This window comes from Nonomuraea sp. 10N515B (assembly GCF_052245915.1).
Classification (GTDB): Bacteria; Actinomycetota; Actinomycetes; order Streptosporangiales; family Streptosporangiaceae; genus Nonomuraea.
Genome location: NZ_JBQQBQ010000092.1, coordinates 1 through 14881, shown reverse-complemented (window position 1 = coordinate 14881; position 14881 = coordinate 1). Strand labels below are relative to the sequence as shown.

General features: G+C 67.7%; 20 protein-coding genes. 8 read left to right on the top strand and 12 right to left on the bottom strand.

The window, feature by feature from the left end; translation table 11 throughout:
- Positions 1-293: 293 nt before the first annotated feature.
- The 3 genes from ACTWQA_RS54135 to ACTWQA_RS54125 all read left to right on the top strand — a co-directional run bounded on the left by ACTWQA_RS54135 (position 294) and on the right by ACTWQA_RS54125 (position 2164).
- A complete protein-coding gene (locus tag ACTWQA_RS54135; RefSeq protein WP_443166638.1) occupies positions 294-614 on the top strand; it encodes a hypothetical protein in 321 nt (106 codons plus the stop codon).
- Positions 615-741: 127 nt separating this feature from the next.
- A complete protein-coding gene (locus ACTWQA_RS54130) occupies positions 742-1044 on the top strand; it encodes a class I SAM-dependent methyltransferase (protein ID WP_443166637.1) in 303 nt (100 codons plus the stop codon).
- Between the two features lie 175 nt (positions 1045-1219).
- Complete coding sequence (locus tag ACTWQA_RS54125; RefSeq protein WP_443166636.1) at positions 1220-2164, top strand: pectate lyase family protein; 945 nt, start codon at positions 1220-1222, stop codon at positions 2162-2164.
- A 427-nt stretch (positions 2165-2591) separates the two neighbouring features.
- On the opposite strand, the gene ACTWQA_RS54120 is transcribed toward ACTWQA_RS54125, so the two are convergent.
- Positions 2592-2993 carry a nuclear transport factor 2 family protein gene (locus tag ACTWQA_RS54120; protein WP_443166635.1) on the bottom strand — a complete coding sequence of 134 codons (402 nt, stop codon included), beginning with the start codon at positions 2991-2993 and terminating at the stop codon, positions 2592-2594.
- Between the two features lie 101 nt (positions 2994-3094).
- On the opposite strand from ACTWQA_RS54120, the gene ACTWQA_RS54115 reads away from it, so the two are divergent.
- Complete coding sequence (locus tag ACTWQA_RS54115; RefSeq protein ID WP_327587151.1) at positions 3095-3463, top strand: winged helix-turn-helix transcriptional regulator; 369 nt, start codon at positions 3095-3097, stop codon at positions 3461-3463.
- 404 nt (positions 3464-3867) lie between these two features.
- Here the strand turns inward: ACTWQA_RS54115 and ACTWQA_RS54110 are convergent, their stop codons facing one another.
- The 3 genes from ACTWQA_RS54110 to ACTWQA_RS54100 all read right to left on the bottom strand — a co-directional run bounded on the left by ACTWQA_RS54110 (position 3868) and on the right by ACTWQA_RS54100 (position 6707).
- Complete coding sequence (locus ACTWQA_RS54110) at positions 3868-4506, bottom strand: maleylpyruvate isomerase family mycothiol-dependent enzyme (protein ID WP_443166634.1); 639 nt, start codon at positions 4504-4506, stop codon at positions 3868-3870.
- Positions 4507-4596: 90 nt separating this feature from the next.
- Positions 4597-5430: an alpha/beta fold hydrolase gene (locus ACTWQA_RS54105; RefSeq protein WP_443166633.1), complete on the bottom strand. Its 834-nt coding sequence runs from the start codon at positions 5428-5430 to the stop codon at positions 4597-4599.
- A gap of 47 nt (positions 5431-5477) precedes the next feature.
- On the bottom strand, positions 5478-6707 hold the full coding sequence (locus ACTWQA_RS54100) for an MFS transporter (RefSeq protein ID WP_443166632.1): 1230 nt from the start codon (positions 6705-6707) through the stop codon (positions 5478-5480).
- Between the two features lie 121 nt (positions 6708-6828).
- Between ACTWQA_RS54100 and ACTWQA_RS54095 the strand changes: the two genes are divergently transcribed.
- Positions 6829-7860, top strand: coding sequence for a LysR family transcriptional regulator (locus tag ACTWQA_RS54095; protein WP_443166631.1), 1032 nt, complete (start codon positions 6829-6831; stop codon positions 7858-7860).
- Positions 7861-7888: 28 nt separating this feature from the next.
- Here ACTWQA_RS54095 and ACTWQA_RS54090 read toward each other — a convergent pair whose 3' ends face one another.
- The 5 genes from ACTWQA_RS54090 to ypfJ all read right to left on the bottom strand — a co-directional run bounded on the left by ACTWQA_RS54090 (position 7889) and on the right by ypfJ (position 10778).
- On the bottom strand, positions 7889-8287 hold the full coding sequence (locus ACTWQA_RS54090) for a DUF4352 domain-containing protein (RefSeq protein ID WP_443166630.1): 399 nt from the start codon (positions 8285-8287) through the stop codon (positions 7889-7891).
- Between the two features lie 27 nt (positions 8288-8314).
- Complete coding sequence (locus ACTWQA_RS54085) at positions 8315-8731, bottom strand: hypothetical protein (RefSeq protein WP_443166629.1); 417 nt, start codon at positions 8729-8731, stop codon at positions 8315-8317.
- A gap of 108 nt (positions 8732-8839) precedes the next feature.
- Entirely contained in the window at positions 8840-9136 is a 297-nt protein-coding gene (locus ACTWQA_RS54080; protein WP_127937745.1) for a type II toxin-antitoxin system VapB family antitoxin, read from the bottom strand.
- Positions 9137-9341: 205 nt separating this feature from the next.
- The gene (locus ACTWQA_RS54075; protein ID WP_443166628.1) at positions 9342-9779 is read right to left on the bottom strand and encodes a neutral zinc metallopeptidase; all 438 of its coding nucleotides are present in this window, start codon (positions 9777-9779) and stop codon (positions 9342-9344) included.
- A gap of 51 nt (positions 9780-9830) precedes the next feature.
- Positions 9831-10778 carry a KPN_02809 family neutral zinc metallopeptidase gene (ypfJ, locus tag ACTWQA_RS54070; protein WP_443166627.1) on the bottom strand — a complete coding sequence of 316 codons (948 nt, stop codon included), beginning with the start codon at positions 10776-10778 and terminating at the stop codon, positions 9831-9833.
- Between the two features lie 178 nt (positions 10779-10956).
- On the opposite strand from ypfJ, the gene ACTWQA_RS54065 reads away from it, so the two are divergent.
- Both ACTWQA_RS54065 and ACTWQA_RS54060 read left to right on the top strand, forming a co-directional pair.
- Positions 10957-11598 (top strand): LysE family translocator, encoded by a 642-nt coding sequence (locus ACTWQA_RS54065; protein WP_305917520.1) that lies wholly within the window; start codon positions 10957-10959, stop codon positions 11596-11598.
- Positions 11599-11789: 191 nt separating this feature from the next.
- Positions 11790-12632: a PHP domain-containing protein gene (locus ACTWQA_RS54060; RefSeq protein ID WP_443166626.1), complete on the top strand. Its 843-nt coding sequence runs from the start codon at positions 11790-11792 to the stop codon at positions 12630-12632.
- Positions 12633-12739: 107 nt separating this feature from the next.
- On the opposite strand, the gene ACTWQA_RS54055 is transcribed toward ACTWQA_RS54060, so the two are convergent.
- Both ACTWQA_RS54055 and ACTWQA_RS54050 read right to left on the bottom strand, forming a co-directional pair.
- Positions 12740-12853 (bottom strand): hypothetical protein, encoded by a 114-nt coding sequence (locus ACTWQA_RS54055; RefSeq protein WP_443166625.1) that lies wholly within the window; start codon positions 12851-12853, stop codon positions 12740-12742.
- A 391-nt stretch (positions 12854-13244) separates the two neighbouring features.
- Positions 13245-14261 carry a hypothetical protein gene (locus ACTWQA_RS54050; RefSeq protein ID WP_443166624.1) on the bottom strand — a complete coding sequence of 339 codons (1017 nt, stop codon included), beginning with the start codon at positions 14259-14261 and terminating at the stop codon, positions 13245-13247.
- A gap of 185 nt (positions 14262-14446) precedes the next feature.
- On the opposite strand from ACTWQA_RS54050, the gene ACTWQA_RS54045 reads away from it, so the two are divergent.
- A complete protein-coding gene (locus tag ACTWQA_RS54045) occupies positions 14447-14575 on the top strand; it encodes a hypothetical protein (RefSeq protein ID WP_443166623.1) in 129 nt (42 codons plus the stop codon).
- Between the two features lie 76 nt (positions 14576-14651).
- Here the strand turns inward: ACTWQA_RS54045 and ACTWQA_RS54040 are convergent.
- On the bottom strand, positions 14652-14881 hold a 230-nt coding region (locus ACTWQA_RS54040; RefSeq protein WP_443166622.1), incomplete at its 5' end, for a DUF6223 family protein.

Sequence of the window (14881 nt, the reverse complement as noted above, 5' to 3'; positions counted from 1 at the left end):
ACAGGGGTGCCAGTGGGGTGGGGTCTGGTGGTCCACCAGAGGATCGCGTCTCGTGGCCGGAGCGGGGTCGGGTGGAGGCTCCGAGTCGGGCTTCAATCTCGTGAAGGCAGGCTTGGAGGTCCCCGTTCGTGATCAGGTCGGCTGATCGGCGGGTGGCGAGGAACTCGGCGAGGGCGATCACTTCGGGGTAGATCGCGGCTTTGGCTGCCGCATGGCGGCTGGGGGTGGTCCTCATCGTGACTATGCGCTGTTCGAAGCGTTCTGCCAGGTAGCGGCCTTGCTTGTGGATGCGGGTGAGGCAGGTCCAGGCCAGGTCGAGGGCGTGGTCGGCGGTGCCCGGATGGCGGCGGCGAAGCCTGGAGTGCCGCCGGTGGGCCGCCGAGACCAAGCTCTGCGCCTGGCTGAGCGTCTCCACCTTCGCCGGCCTGGTCGCCTACGCGCTGGGCCGGACCTGGATCGACCCGGTCGTCGGGTTCGTCATCGCCGCCTTCGCCGTCATGGAGGGCAAGGAGGCCTGGGAAGGCGAACTCGTCGAAGACGACGACGATGACGACGATGACTCGCCCCTGAGCCGCGGCTCAGGGGCGAGCCGCTCGATGAGGAGCGTGAGCTGATGTTGATGAACCGTCGGGAGACCCTGGCCGTCAACAACCGGGCGCGGCGGGCACTGCAACGCTTCTATGAAGTACCACTGCTGGTCAGGATGGGCGGGCGCACCCCGGGCGCACCCCGGGCGCGCACGTGGCGGAGATCGGCTGCGGCAGCGGATACGGCACGAAGCTGGTCCTGGAGCAGTTCGGCGCGGTCCAGCTCGACGCCGTCGACCTGGATCCGGCCATGATCCGCCGGGCGCGCGCCCGGCTGGCCCGCTACGCCGGCCACGTCCGCCTCGCCCAGGGCGATGCCAGCGACCTGCGCGCCGCCTTCGACGCCGGCGACGGCCCCTACGAGGCGATGTTCGATTTCGCCATCATCCACCACATCCCTGACTGGCGGGCGGCGCTGGCCGAGGTCGCCCGCCCGGCGGGGGCCAAATCGGCTTGATGCTCTGACCTAAAGTAACCGCACACTCTGTGCGGTTGAGGCGACACTTTTCATCTAGTTTCATGGCGGCGGAGCAGGTCAGGGCCGGTGGCCTGACTCGCTCCTTGACGTGGCGTCGACCCTTTCGTACGGTTCACGCACCCACATGGAAAGCGTTTTCCCGACGGAGGTCCTCATGCAACGTCTCAGCGCCGCCACTGCCGTACTGGCTCTGGTGGTCAGCGTCCTGGTGAGCGCGGAACCAGCCCTAGCCGCCGAGTCCAGCCCCGTCGGATTCGCCGGCATGAACGGCGGTACGACCGGTGGCGCCAGTGGCTCGACCGTCACGGTCTCCACAGCCTCGGCGCTGGCCAGCGCGCTCAACTCCGGCAGCACCCAGACGATCCGCATCTCCGGCATGATCTCCATCTCCGGGATGTACCGGGTGGCCTCCAACAAGAGCATCCTCGGCGTCGGATCCGGCTCCGGTCTCAACGGTGGCGGGCTGACCATGAACGGCGTCAGCAATATCATCATCCGCAACCTGACCATCCAGAATTCCAGCGACGACGCCATCAACGTTCAGGACGGCTCGCACCACATCTGGATCGACCACAACAACTTCACCCGCGCCTCGGACGGTCTCGTGGACATCCGCCTGGCCTCCGACTTCGTCACCGTCTCGTGGAACCGTTTCTACGGCCACGACAAGACTGCGCTCCTGGGATCGTCCGACAGCAACACCGGCGACATCGGCCACCTGCGCGTGACCTACGTCCACAACTGGTTCGACGGTACCAACCAGCGCCATCCCCGGGTCCGCTTCGGCAATCCGGTGCACGTGCTCAACAACTACTACTCCAACATCGGCAGCTACGGCGTTGCCTCCACCACCAACGCCGGCGTCTACGTCGAGCGCAACTACTTCGAGAACGTCAGCCGCCCCACGTCCCTCCAAGAGGGCTCCTCGCCACAGGGCAACATTAAGCTGCTCAACAACTACCTGGTCAACTCAGGCACGCCCCTGTCGCGCAACGCGAGCAGCGTGGCCACGATCCCGTACTCCTACACCCCGGAGTGCAACTGCTCGGTGAAGTCGACGGTCACCGCGGGCGCTGGCGTGGGCAAGATCGGCCTCTGAGATCCAGTGCTGGCGGGCCTTCCGAATGGCCCGTGCGCCCGCCGGCCCTGCCGCGTCAACTGTTACAGACCTCTCCCGCGGGGGATCATGCTCCCTCGTGGGAGAGAGAGGGCTCGGCGCCGTCGCCGGCCTGCTGCCGGTGCCCCGTAGGGCCCGTAGGCCGAGATCGCCGAGAGCCACCCCCGGCTTGAACGTCGCCCTGATCACCACGAGCCCGCCACGATAATGGGCGGCAAGGCCCGCGCCGCTCGTCCTCAGGTCTACTGCCTGGGTGACCTGAGCGCGGGAGAGCATCTCCCGAGCCAGCTTGGCCCTCATCTCGTCATCGCGCACCGGGCTTCGGCGCTTCCGTCCTCCACCGGCCACTCTCCTGCACTGGCTGGGTTGACTGAGTGGCCGGCGGCAACGACGACGACACGGTCTGTGCTCAGTCGGCGTCCCAGAAGGCGTCCTCGTCCTGCTGAATGGCGGAGAACAGCCACACCTCAGCGATTTTGTCGCCTTCGACCCTCAGCACGTCGACACCGTCCATCGACATCTCAGCGCCGTTGCGCTTGGCGGAGAAGTGGACGGGAAACGCGGCAAGTGCGTCGTTGATCATGGGCTCGCCGGTGATGGCGATGTCGAGCGTCCCCTCGGTGGCGGCCATCTGGGCGCCGATCGCCTCGTTGACCGCGTCGCGGCCACGGTAAGTGCCGGAGAAGCGGTGATTGCCGGGCTGGTGCCACACGATGTCATCGGCGAACAGGCCCGCGACGGCGGCGAAGTCCTTGGCGGCCATCGCGTCGGCGTACTGGCGGGCGACGGCGAGCGTAATGGTGGACCCCATGGTGGATCTTCTCCCTTGTGTTTCAGGTTCGTCCTGGTGCGGCCCTATACTCACCATCGGTAACCATTTACCTCAACGTAACTAATTAGGGAATGTGGCGCATGTCACAGCATCCGGACTTTAATGTGCTCACGGCGACCTGCCCGTCGCGCACGTCGCTGGCCCGCATCGCCAACAAGTGGACGGCGATGGTGGTGATCGCGCTCAGCGCCGGCAGGATGCGCTTCGGCGACTTGCGGACCACGGTCGACGGGATCAGCGGGAAGGTCCTCACCGACACGTTGCGGGACCTGGAACGCGACGGGCTTGTCGCGCGGTACGTGTACGCCGAGATGCCGCCCAGAGTCGAGTACGAACTGACCGCGCTGGGACGCACGCTGCACGAGCCCCTGCAGGCGCTGGGCCGCTGGGCCGAGGAACACATCAAAGAGGTGCTCGCGGCCCGCGAGACCTACGACACCCGCCACTGACTCCTCGAAGCCGCGACGCTGAAGATCCTTTGTGATCCCCATTTGGGGGAACGAGCCGTCCGGACCAGTCCGCATCCGTCCGGGAGAGTCTGGATACGTCCGCCCCTACGGGGTAGTCTGCGCATGATCACAGGCCCGAAGGGGTGGGCGGACGGGTTCAAATCCCACCACCACCGCCGCTAAGTTGGGCCTCCGACCTGCACCAACAGGTCGGAGGCCCTTCGTCTGCCAAGATCATGGGGGCATCAGCCCTCAGCCTTGATCACGCAGACGGTTTCCCGGTGGCGGTGGTCGCTTACCTTCCGACCGGGAAGGAACGCCAGAGACATGGCATCGATCGAACCATGCAAGGGCGTCAAGCGGTGAACGTGGCATCGAATTCGCGCGTCGTCGTTCTCTTGTTATCAACCATGGTGAAGTCCTCCGTTTCGGGTAAGGGCTGGGGCGCCTGGGCCCGTCAGCTCATCTGAGCCAATGGGCCGCCCGGACATCGCCAGCAGAAGCGCCAGGGCGGTGCCGCGCACCTCCGGACCTTCGCCGGCACCGATACTCGCGTCGGTCGCCATCAAGCGCAGTCCGTGTGCTCGTTCTTTGCCTCCGCCGAGCGCCACGCCAGTGCTGAGCTGGTAACGGAGCGCGGTGGCGACGTGTGCGACCGGATAGTCCCGGCTGAGGCCCAGCGGGCGCCGGATGTCTTCTCCGTGTACGAACACTTCGACGAGCCGGGTGGCCTTCGGCACTGGGGCACTGGTGGTCCTGTGGCTCGTCGCGCGGAACGAGGCGAGCGTGAGTTGTGGTTCATCGGTACGCTCCCGCGCGATTCCCGCGGTGTTGTAGCGGTCGAAGTCAAAGCGGGCTGCGGCAAGACGCAGAAGGAAGCCCAGGCGGGTGGTCTTGGCGTCATCTACGAGATGGGCCACAACGTCGTGCACGTCCCAGCCGGGACATAGTGACGGTGTGGCCCACCGTTCGGTGGGGAGTGTCTCCAGGTCCCGGATCAGCGCCGCGCGTTCGGCGTGGACCACCGCCCAAATCTCGTTCACATCTACCCTTCGCTGTGTCAGGAACGCCCAGAGCCCGGCCTCGCGTACGTCCCCGGTTGTTGTCTCGGTCCTGGCGGAGATGTTCCGGGTTCAGCGCTCGTGCAGGACATCCCGCAGCCGGGCAGCGAAGCGATCGGGGTCCTCTGCGAAGCCGGTGTGGTCGCCGGGGAAGGGCGTGGGCTCTAGGCCCAGTGCCGTGGCCAGCGCCCGAGAGGTGCGGTCGCACAGCTGCCCGGTCGAGTCCTCGCCGATGCCGACCATGATGTCGATCGGGGTCGCGCGCAGGACGTCCAGGTCAGGCTGCCATCGGGTGGTGGCCCGCAACTCGTGGGCGAACCAGCGGCGTTCGTCGGCGACGTGCCGCGGATCGCGGTCCCCGCCGAACATCGTCTCCAACGCGCCCTCGGGGATGATGATGGTGGCCTGGGCCATGAACTTTGCCCAGGCCCCGACGACGTCGCCGGCGAGGTATGTGGCGATGATGTCCTCGGTTGTGGCGTGGAGCCGCTCACGATCTGCCAGCAGCACGATCAGCGGGGGTTCGTGGGCGATGACGGTGCGGACCTGCTCGGGATGGCTCTGCGCCAGTGCCAGGGCGGTGACCGCGCCGCCGCTGGAGCCCAGGATCGTGGCCGGTCCGGCGTCCAGATGTGTCAGCAGCCGGGACAGGTCGACCGCGCGCAGCGGCGGGGTGGAATCCTGGCCGGGGTCATCGAGCGGGCTGCGGTTGATGCCGCGCGGATCGGTGGTGAGCACGGTGTGGTCGCAGGCCAGCAGGTCGGCCAGCGGCGCGAAGGAGGTGGCGTCCATCGGGGCGCCGACGAGCGCCACGAGCGGGCCCTGACCGCGTACCTCGTAATACAGGCGTCCGTCCGGGATCTCGATGATGTGGCTGGTGGCGCGGACGGTCGACGACTGGGTCATGGGAGTGAGTCCTTCTGGTCATGGGGTTGGAGTTCCGGCCGGGCAGGTCAGTCATGTCGTGGAACGGGGGCATCGGCTCCACGGCGAGCGTGAGAAGTGGTGGTGTGGGTCCGGATGACTGCGGCGAACAGGGGCGGTGCCGCGGCCGCCACGACCAGGGCCAGGACCGCCGGGATCATCAGGGCCAGCGGTAGCGTCGCCGCCGTGGCGACGTAGCCGATGAGCGCCGGTCCGATCAGGCCTCCGCCGTAGCTGATGGTGGTGACCATGGAGAGCCGTTGAGCGCTCCCGTCGGCGGCTCCGAGCAGGCTGGTCACGATCGGCCACACCACCGCCATTCCGGCACCGGCGAGGCCCCAACCGGCGATGGCGCATGCCACGCGCGTCGACGCGGCCGCGGGTAGTGCGCCCGCCAGCAGCACCAGCCCATATCCGGCGGTGGCGGCGCCGCCGGCCAGCCGGATGGTACGTACGGCGCCGAGCCGGGCGCGTACGGCGTCTGCGACGAAGCGCACCAGCGTCATCGCCGCGAAGAAGACCGTGTACACCAGCGAGCCTGTTGCCGGATCGCCACCGAGCGTCCGGGTGGCGTGCACACCTGCCCAGTCCGTGGCGGCGCCTTCTGTGATGAAGGCGGCGGCACCGACCACCCCAAGGGCGATCATCAGCCCTGGGCGGAGCGGCGCGGACTTCTGTACGGTCCTGCTTTCCGCTCGGGCATCCGGGCTCGGTGGCGTCGGCTGGTCCAGCTTGCCCCCGGCTGCCAGCATGGCCAGAGCCAGCGTGAGGGCACCGGCGGCCATCAGCAGCCGCGCGTCCGTACCGGCACGCAGAGCGGTCGTGACCACCGCGCCGCCCGCCGCCGCACCCAGCGTCCAGGTGCCGTGCATCGTTGCCATGATGGGCCGCGCCAGCGCACGTTCGACGGCCACGGCCTGGACGCTTAATGCCACGTTGAGCACGCCCATTGACATTCCGATGACGGCGGCAGCGATCATCAGCGACTCGACGGAGGCCGCGAGGGCGGGACCCGTCAGTGCGAACGACGCAGCCGGAGCGGCTGCCTTCAGCACGCGCCGCCCGCCCCACCGATCAGCCAGCCATCCGGCAACCGGCATCGCCGCGAGCGCCCCGGCGGCCAGGGCCATCAGGAGGCCGCCCAGCAGCCCTTCACCGAGGTCCAGCCGTGCGTCCGTGGCGGGGAGTGTGGCGCCCCACATCGCATTCAGCACACCGGTCAATCCGTAGTGGACCGTGATCGTGCCTCGTGCGGCCATGACGCCCTCCCTTCCACGGTGGATCTCGTGATGCGATCCTGGCCGACGCCACCGCACAGGGTCCAACACTTGTTCGAGTGATACTTACGCGCCAAGTGTGTTAATCGGGTAGAACGGAGCCGTGCCTGACGACGTGGAGATGCGGCTGCTGCGCAACTTCGTGGCTGTGGCGGAGGAACTGCATTTCAGCCGTGCCGCCCAACGGCTCTTCCTGGCGCAGCAGGTCCTCAGCCGCGACATCCAGCGCCTGGAGGATCGGATGGGCGTCCGGTTGCTGGAGCGCACCACCCGCCGGGTCACGCTCACGTCGTCAGGCAGTCTGCTCCTGGGCCGGGCGCGAGAAATCCTGGCGCTCTACGACTCGACCGTGCTGGACCTGCGCGGCCAGCCACGCTCATTGACCGTCGACGTCGTCGGCTCCGGCCTCACCCCCGCGCTGGTGCTGACGGCGGCGCGTGAGCGGGCTCCAGGCGTGGAGTTCTTCGCCCGCTTCCACACCGGCACCGAGGCAGCTGTGCCGCTGGTGCTGTCCGAACGACTGGATGTCACGTTCGGCCGCGATCCGGGGCTGCTCAAGGAAGTGCGCTACCGCGTTGTCCGGTACGAGCCCTTCGCCGTACTGCTGCCCGAACACCACCCGCTGGCCCGGTTGGACGTCGTGTCACTGGAATCGCTGCGCGGCACCGGGGTGTGCATCCGCGCCGGCAACCACGCGACACCGGGCTGGGAGCACGCGGTGCTCCAGTTGCTGGCGCCCTTCGGGGTCGACCCGGCCAAGGCGCATCCACACGTCCAGGGCGGCGATGAGCTCGGCCAGCACATCCGCGACCGCAACGCCCCCATCCTCACCATGACCACTCAGCCGGCCGTACCCGGCGCTGTCCTGCGTCCGCTCAACGACCCGGTCGCCCTGTTCCCCTGGACGATGGTGTGGCGCGCCGACCTCGATCACCCCGGCCTGCGCGCCCTCCACGAAGCAGTGGACGACTTGACCGCCACACACGACTGGCTCTCGGCACCGGACGACGCCTGGCTCCCCGAACCCGAAGCAAGCCGGTCGACCGGGTCGAGCGCCCCTTCCGGGTACTGCGCATCATCACAAGCCCGAAGGGGGTGGGCGGACGGGTTCAAATCCCACCAATGCCGTTCATGAGAGGGCCTCCAGAGATCTGGGGGCCCTTTCACGTTGTGCTCAGCTCCCACTCGCCCTTCTGATCGGCGAGGCCGCTGTTGAGCGCGAACTGGAACTTGGCGGGCTTGGCCGTCTCCGGCACCTCGAACACGATCACCCCTTTCCTGCTGTCGCCGGTGTTGATCGTGGCCGAGCCGCCGAACGACTGGCCTTCCCGCACGTTCGCGATGATCGACGCTCGATACTGCTGGCCCTCGGCGTCGATCAGGCAGGCCCCGTTCGTCGGCGAGTCGCTGTAGACGGCCTGCCCCTGGTTGGTGAGCATCACCTGGACGGCCACGAACCGCTGGCCGGTCTGCGGCTTGGTGAAGCTGTCGGCCGGGGTCGCGGGGGAGACGACCTGGCTGACGGTGACGGCGACCTTCAGCCCGGGGTCACGGCCCTCCAAGGTGATCGAGTCACCGATCTTGGCCGTCTACGGCTGTGTCTGCGCGGGCTGCTGCTGGGCGGTGCTCTGCTCGGGCGCCGCGGTCTGCTCGGGCGCGGTGCTCTGCTCGGGTGCGCTGCTCTGCTGGGGTGCGGCGCTCGCCGGCGGGTCGGTGCCGGGATCGAGCTGCACGTCCGGCGGGTTGTCGCCGGCCTCCGTCTCCAGCACATCCCGTACGGCCACGCTGCCCTGCTCGGCGGTGAGCACGAAGAAGACCGCGCCGCAGCCGCCGAGCAGCAGCAGCGGCAGGCCGATGACCAGCAGCAGGATCACGCCCAGGTTGCCGCTCTTGTCGGGCGGCGGAGGCGGCGGCTGGTGGCCGTAGCCGGGCTGCGTCGGCGGACCATAGCCGTATCCGTGTCCCTGCGGTGGCTGCTGCCCAGGCGGTTGCTGCGAGTAGGACACGGCATTCTCCAAAACGATGTTGAAAGGTGCTGCTGTGACGCCCGAGTCCTCCTGATGGTTGACATAACAAAAAGGGAGCCGCGAATCGCGGCTCCCTTTTTTCCTTTCTCAGTTGGGCAGTTCCAGGACCCTGGCGTGCAGGATCGATCGTTGATGCAGGGCCGCGCGCAACGCGCGGTGCAGACCGTCCTCCAGATAGAGCTCGCCCTGCCACTGGACTACGTGCGGGAAAAGATCCCCGTAGAAGGTGGAGTCGGCGGCGAGCAGCGAATGCAGGTCCAGCATGGCCTTCGTGGTGATCAATGAGTCGAGCCGGACCTGCCGTGGAGGAATCTGCGCCCACTCTCGGTTCGTCAGACCGTGTTCGGGATATGGGCGTCCGTCGCCGACTAGCTTGAAGATCACCCCCCTGATTTTAGGAGAGAATCGGAATCCTTGCGCTATCCGGCCTCCTCAGGCCGGGAGCCGGCCCAGGTCCGCTTGCGCGCAGTCAGCGGGTGCGCCGCTGGATTCTGTCGTCGCCGACCGCGGCCGCCGCATCGAGGGCCTCGGCGATTTCCGCCCGGGTGAAGGGCTTTTCGTAGAAGCCGGTGGTGACGGCGTTGCGGGCCTATACTCCGGCGTAGCAGTCGGCCTGGAGCTCGATGGGGACCGAGCTGCCGGACTCGAGTTCGCCGAGGAGGTCCTGGACGTGGTGGCCGTACTCGTGGGCGATCACGTACGCCTGGGCGAAGGGGCCGCCCTTGGCGCCGAAGTCGCTCTGAAGTTGGTCGAAGAAGCTCAGGTCGAGGTAGACGCGCTGGTCGCCGGGGCAGTAGAAGGGGCCGACGGCCGAGCTGGCGGCGCCGCAGCCGGTGCGTAAGCTGCCCGAGTACAGCACGGTCTTGGACAGGCGATATTCGGAAATTTCATGCTTCCAGTAGTCCTGGATACTGTTGACCACTCCGACGACGCGGCACCGTTCTGACTGGTCGGCGTCCTTGCCCGTCTGGCACTGGTCGGCCAGGTTCGACGGGGGCTGGTTCAGCACGAAAACCAGCACCAGCATGATGACGTTCCTTCCGGGGCGCCCGCAGGGACCACTGCCCCGAAGGGCCGTCTAGATGCGCCCGGAGAACGTGTCGCAGCGCGTGGGGTCGCCGGTCTCGTACCCGGTGCTGAACCACTTCTCGCGCTGTTGCGAGGTGCCGTGCGTGAAGGCGTCCGGGGTGACGCGACCCTGAGCACGACGCTGGATGCTGTCGTCGCCGACCGCGGCGGCAGCGCTGAGCGCCTGGTCGATGTCGCTCTTGGAGAACGGGTCCCGGTAGAAACCGGTCTTGACCGCGTTGTTCGCCCAGACGCCGGCATAGCAGTCGGCCTGCAGTTCGAGCCGTACGGACGGGCTGTCGGCGCCGGGCCTGCTGTTCCTGCTGACCTTGTTCATGGTGCCGAGGAGGTTCTGCACGTGGTGGCCGTACTCGTGGGCGACCACGTACGCCTGGGCGAACGGGCCGCCCTCGGCGCCGAAGTCGCGTTGGAGCGTGCCGAAGAAGGTCAGGTCGAGGTAGACCTTGCGATCGCCGGGACAGTAGAAGGGGCCGACGGAGGAGTCGGCCGTGCCGCAACCGGTGTTGACCGCCTGCGAGAACAGCACCGTCTTGGCCGGTGAATACGATCTCTGACCGCGTTCCTCGAACTCCTGCCGCCAGTACGCCTGGATGCTGTTGACCGTGCCCACGATGCGGCAGTCCTCCGACTGGTCGGCGTCGGCGCCGGTGCGGCAGCGCTCGGCCAGGTTGCCGCTCGGCGTCAGCTGGGGCGGAGCGCTGGGCAGCCGGCCGCCCCCCTGCTGACCGCCCTCGTCGCCGGTGAACGGCGAAGGGACGACCCCGAACACGAACAACGCGGCCACCCCCAGGAGCAGCATCAGGCATCCGCCGCCCCGGCCGCCGATCGGCAGCATGCAGCCGCCCGGCATGCCCCCACCCCCGCGCCGCTGCGGGCCCCCGGCCCGCACGTCCTCGACCTGCGACGGGTCGAGCTGCGCATCGTCATCGAACTGCATGTGTCCCCCCGAGGCACTTCCTCCCCTGTAACGGATCCAATACGCACGGTATGGGACAAAGGGTCGGTCCGGGGGCGGCCCTGCCGCGCTTGGCCACCCAGCGCTCGGAGCTGGGGCGGGATGCCGGCTACGGGGGGCGGTTCGCCGGCATTCCGTACATGTCAGCTAATCTGCCGACATGACGGGTGCCTTGATCGGAATTGCGCTGGTTTCGCTGGGAATGGTGCTTACCCCCGGCCCGAACATGATCTACCTGATCTCCCGCTCGATCGCCCAAGGCCGCAGGGCGGGCCTGATCTCCCTGACCGGCGTCTTCCTGGGCTTCACCGTCTATCTCACGGCGACCTGCCTGGGCCTGACGGCCTTTTTCGCCTACGTGCCGGCCGCGTACACGGCGCTCAAACTGGCCGGCGCCGCCTATCTGCTCTGGCTGGCCTGGAACGCCGTCAAGCCCGGCGGCACGTCGGCCTTCCAGCCGCGCGACCTCCCCGTCGAGCGCCCGGCCAAGCTCTTCTCGATGGGCCTGCTGACCTGCCTGCTGAACCCGAAGATCGCCATCCTGTACCTGTCGCTGCTCCCGCAGTTCATCGACCCGGCCATGGGCCACGTGCTGCTGCAGAGCCTGGCGCTCGGATCGGTCCAGATCGTCGTCGCCACCACCGTCAACGGCCTGATCGCGATCTCGGCCGGTAGCCTGGCGGCATTCCTGGCCGCCCGCCCGCTCTGGGTGCGGATCCAGCGGTACGTCATGGGCACGGTGCTCGGCGGCTTCGCGATCAGCATGGCGACCGACCGCTCCAAGGCCGTGGTGAGCGCCTGAGCAGACCCCTGGCCTCCGCGGGGAAGCCAGGGACCCGCTCGCTCACCGGTCGAACCACATCGCCGACGAAGACCGACTGCGGCGTCGCCTCGATGCTGTAAGGCTCGGACCTGTGAGCCTCCCCATCAGGGGCAGCGATTGACGCGCCGAGCATGGGTGACTATCCACCCACAGGTGGAAGGGACGAGATCGTGGTGCTACCAGCGGATGGTCATGTTCACAGCGAGTGGTCCTGGGATGCGCCGGACGGCTCAATGGAGCGGACGTGCGCGCGGGCGGTCGAGATAGGTCTCCCCGCGGTCGCGTTCACCGAGCACGTGGATTTCACGGCCTGGATGGTTCTTGCCGGTGACCTCGATGACCATCAGCATCTCCAGGCGTTCCTCACGTCGGACGGGACGGTGGCTCCGCCCAAGTTCCATCTCGACGGATACCTGGAGTGCGTGCAGCGCTGCCGCGCACGGTTCCCGAGCCTGCGCATCATCACCGGGGTCGAACTGGGCGAACCGCATTGGTACGGCGATGAGGTCGCGAGGCTGCTTGACGCCGGGCAGTTCGACCGGGTGCTCGGTTCGCTGCATTGCCTTCCGATCGGTCAGCGGTTCTCCGAGCCGCCGTACCTGTACCGGCACAGACCAGCGGCCGAGGTCGTCCGGGACTACCTGGCCGAGATACCGCGTCTGATCAAGAGCTCGGACACGTTCGGTGTGCTCGCCCACATTGATTACGCGATCCGCTACTGGCCGGCGCAGGCCGGGCCGTTCGATCCGAACGCGTTCGAGGACGAGTTCCGTCATGCCTTGCGCGTGCTCGCCGACAGCGGTCGGGCCTTGGAGGTGAACACGCGCGGGCGACTCGATCCGGAGATCGTCCGCTGGTGGCGCGACGAAGGCGGAGAAGCGGTCACCTTTGGCAGCGATGCCCACAGCCCGGCTGGGCTTGCACACGACTTCGCCGTCGCGGTGGCGATGGTGGAAGCCCAAGGCTTCCGGCCTGGCCGCCATCCGTATGACGTCTGGGCACGTTCGAGCTGAAAGCCGCACGGGACGATGCCCGCTCGTCCCAGAGGCGTTGCGCCGCACGTTGGGTCGTGGAAGCGGCGGCGGACGTCCTCGCAGGGGTTGGCGGAGCAATCTGCCGATCACCGGGTAGTCGATTCCCGGTCCATTGATGTCGTGGTTGGGGTCCAGTCCGACGTCGCGCATCTTTCGATGAAGCGGTCCGGATCACTGCCCGATCGCGCGTCCGGAAGCATTGGGTCGAACCAGACGACCGGCGTTCCGTCGACGATGTAGGCGAAGGTGTCCGATCAAACGCCGCCCCTCAATGGAGACGCACATGCCCGAGACTCGCAGCATCGAGGCGATACCGCAGTCGGTGTCCGTCGCCTGGATCTGTATGTGGGGCCAGGCAGGCCTGGGGCTGATCGGCCTGTTCGTGCTCTTCATTGTGCTGGGTATGCCGCCGAGCGCCGGCGGAGGCGTCGTGGTGGTTTCCATCGCCATTCCGCTCGCCACGATGGTGCTGGTTGGGCAATGTGCTCGGCGTGCTGCTGCCTGTGGTGGCGTTCGCGCAGTTGTGCAGGTCTTCGTCGAGGGTGTGGTTCGACCGGTGAGTGAGTGGGGCCTTGCCAGGACAGGCAGGCTTCAGGCGGGCGGCGCCAGGCGACCTATCCGGTCAAGAAGAGCATCGTCCAGATCCCCCACAAGCAGCCCGTTGTTCACCGAGGGTCGGCAATGGGGAGTGATCCTCACCCAGGCCGGCGGTCCCTCCTCGTAACCGAAGTGCAGTATGAGCCTCTCCCGTCGTCCACCACCGACTTCTCTGCACGTGTTCCCGCCCGGTTCGGCGTCCAGTGAGTTCAGTTCCGCAGCCAGCACACGCGCCTGCTGCGCCCCATGCTCCGCCCCGTGAGACGGGCGCGGTGTGGAGCTCCCGCTCTGTTCATTCCTGCAGATCAGAACCTTGATCGCGCCATCGGGCACCATCTGGTCGTTCTGGCCTCGCCGTCCAGTTGCCGGGTCGCAAGGGTGCTTCGGCTGGGGGCGTTGCCAGGTCCCGGTGCGGTAGGCAGCGGTGATGCTGCGCCCAACGTACGAGTTGCTGACGACCGTGCCGTTGGTGGTCGTGACGCAGGAGTTGATCTCTTCGGCGCTGCCCACCCACAGTGCCTGGCCATCGGGGTAGGCGAACCGGATGAGATAGTTCGTCATCGGCCCGCCCATCAACGTGCACGCCTTTCCGACGCGATCGGTGGTGACCGGAAGGTAGCCCAGGTCGTAGGCCATCGACCTGGCCTGATCGGTCAAGGTCCGTGATCCGGCGAGCGGCTCCCTGCCCGGATCCGAGTTCTGCCCGGGATAGGCGCAGATCAACGCGCTTATGGGCGTACCGGGCACGAGCGAGTCCTCAACCCCGTCGAGGTCGGCGGCACCCGGCACCCAGTGGCCGATCTCGTCGCTGTCCCATCGCTGCGGACACGAAGCCGGCATCGGCGGCGCAGGCTCGTCGACCGTGCCCGGAGCCAGGACGATCGCGGCGAGCAGCAGGACAGCCGCCGCGACGACGCTGATCCAATGGATGGGCTTCACACCGCTATGACGTTGTCCGCCCCGCCACCGTTCACCGAAGCGAGTCAACGCGCTGACGCCAACTGCGACCAAAACTGAGACCGGGACGCCAGAAGGGGTGCGCCGCGATCCCGGTGCACCCCTTCTGAGCTGGCGGAGGACCCCGCCGGAGGCGGATCGGGCTGTAACACTGGGAGGGCTCCCGTGTGTTACAGCCTTTTGTGTGTGATTTGGCTGTAGGGAGGCCGTAGAACAAGGACAAGTCCACCGTGCTGTCGATGTGGTTCAAGGTGCTGGACTGGGGCCAGCAAGCTGACCGGCTGGCCGGCCCCTCAATGTCGCCCATGTCGAGCCTCAGCGGCGCGAGTGCGCGCCGGGCTGCTCGCGTGCTGCACGCCAACGGCTGACCCGGGCCACAGCGGCCCCGAGCTCTGAGGCTGGATCCGGCGTCGAAGGCGACGGTGAGGCCGAGCCTTGGTCGGGTCAGGCGGTGCGGCGGGCTCGGGACAGGGCCAGCCCACCCAGGACCATGCCGATCAGCCCGAGCAGCAGGGCGAAGATGGCCCCGGCCAGCCCGTTGCCGGTACCGAAGCCGCCGGCGGAGTTGGCCGCATGCAGTCCACCGATGACCAGGCTGGTCAGCCCGAGCGCCAGGGCCGTGACGGCGCCGGCGCGCCGGTTGCCGACGCCGATACGACCCGCGGAGCGGGCTC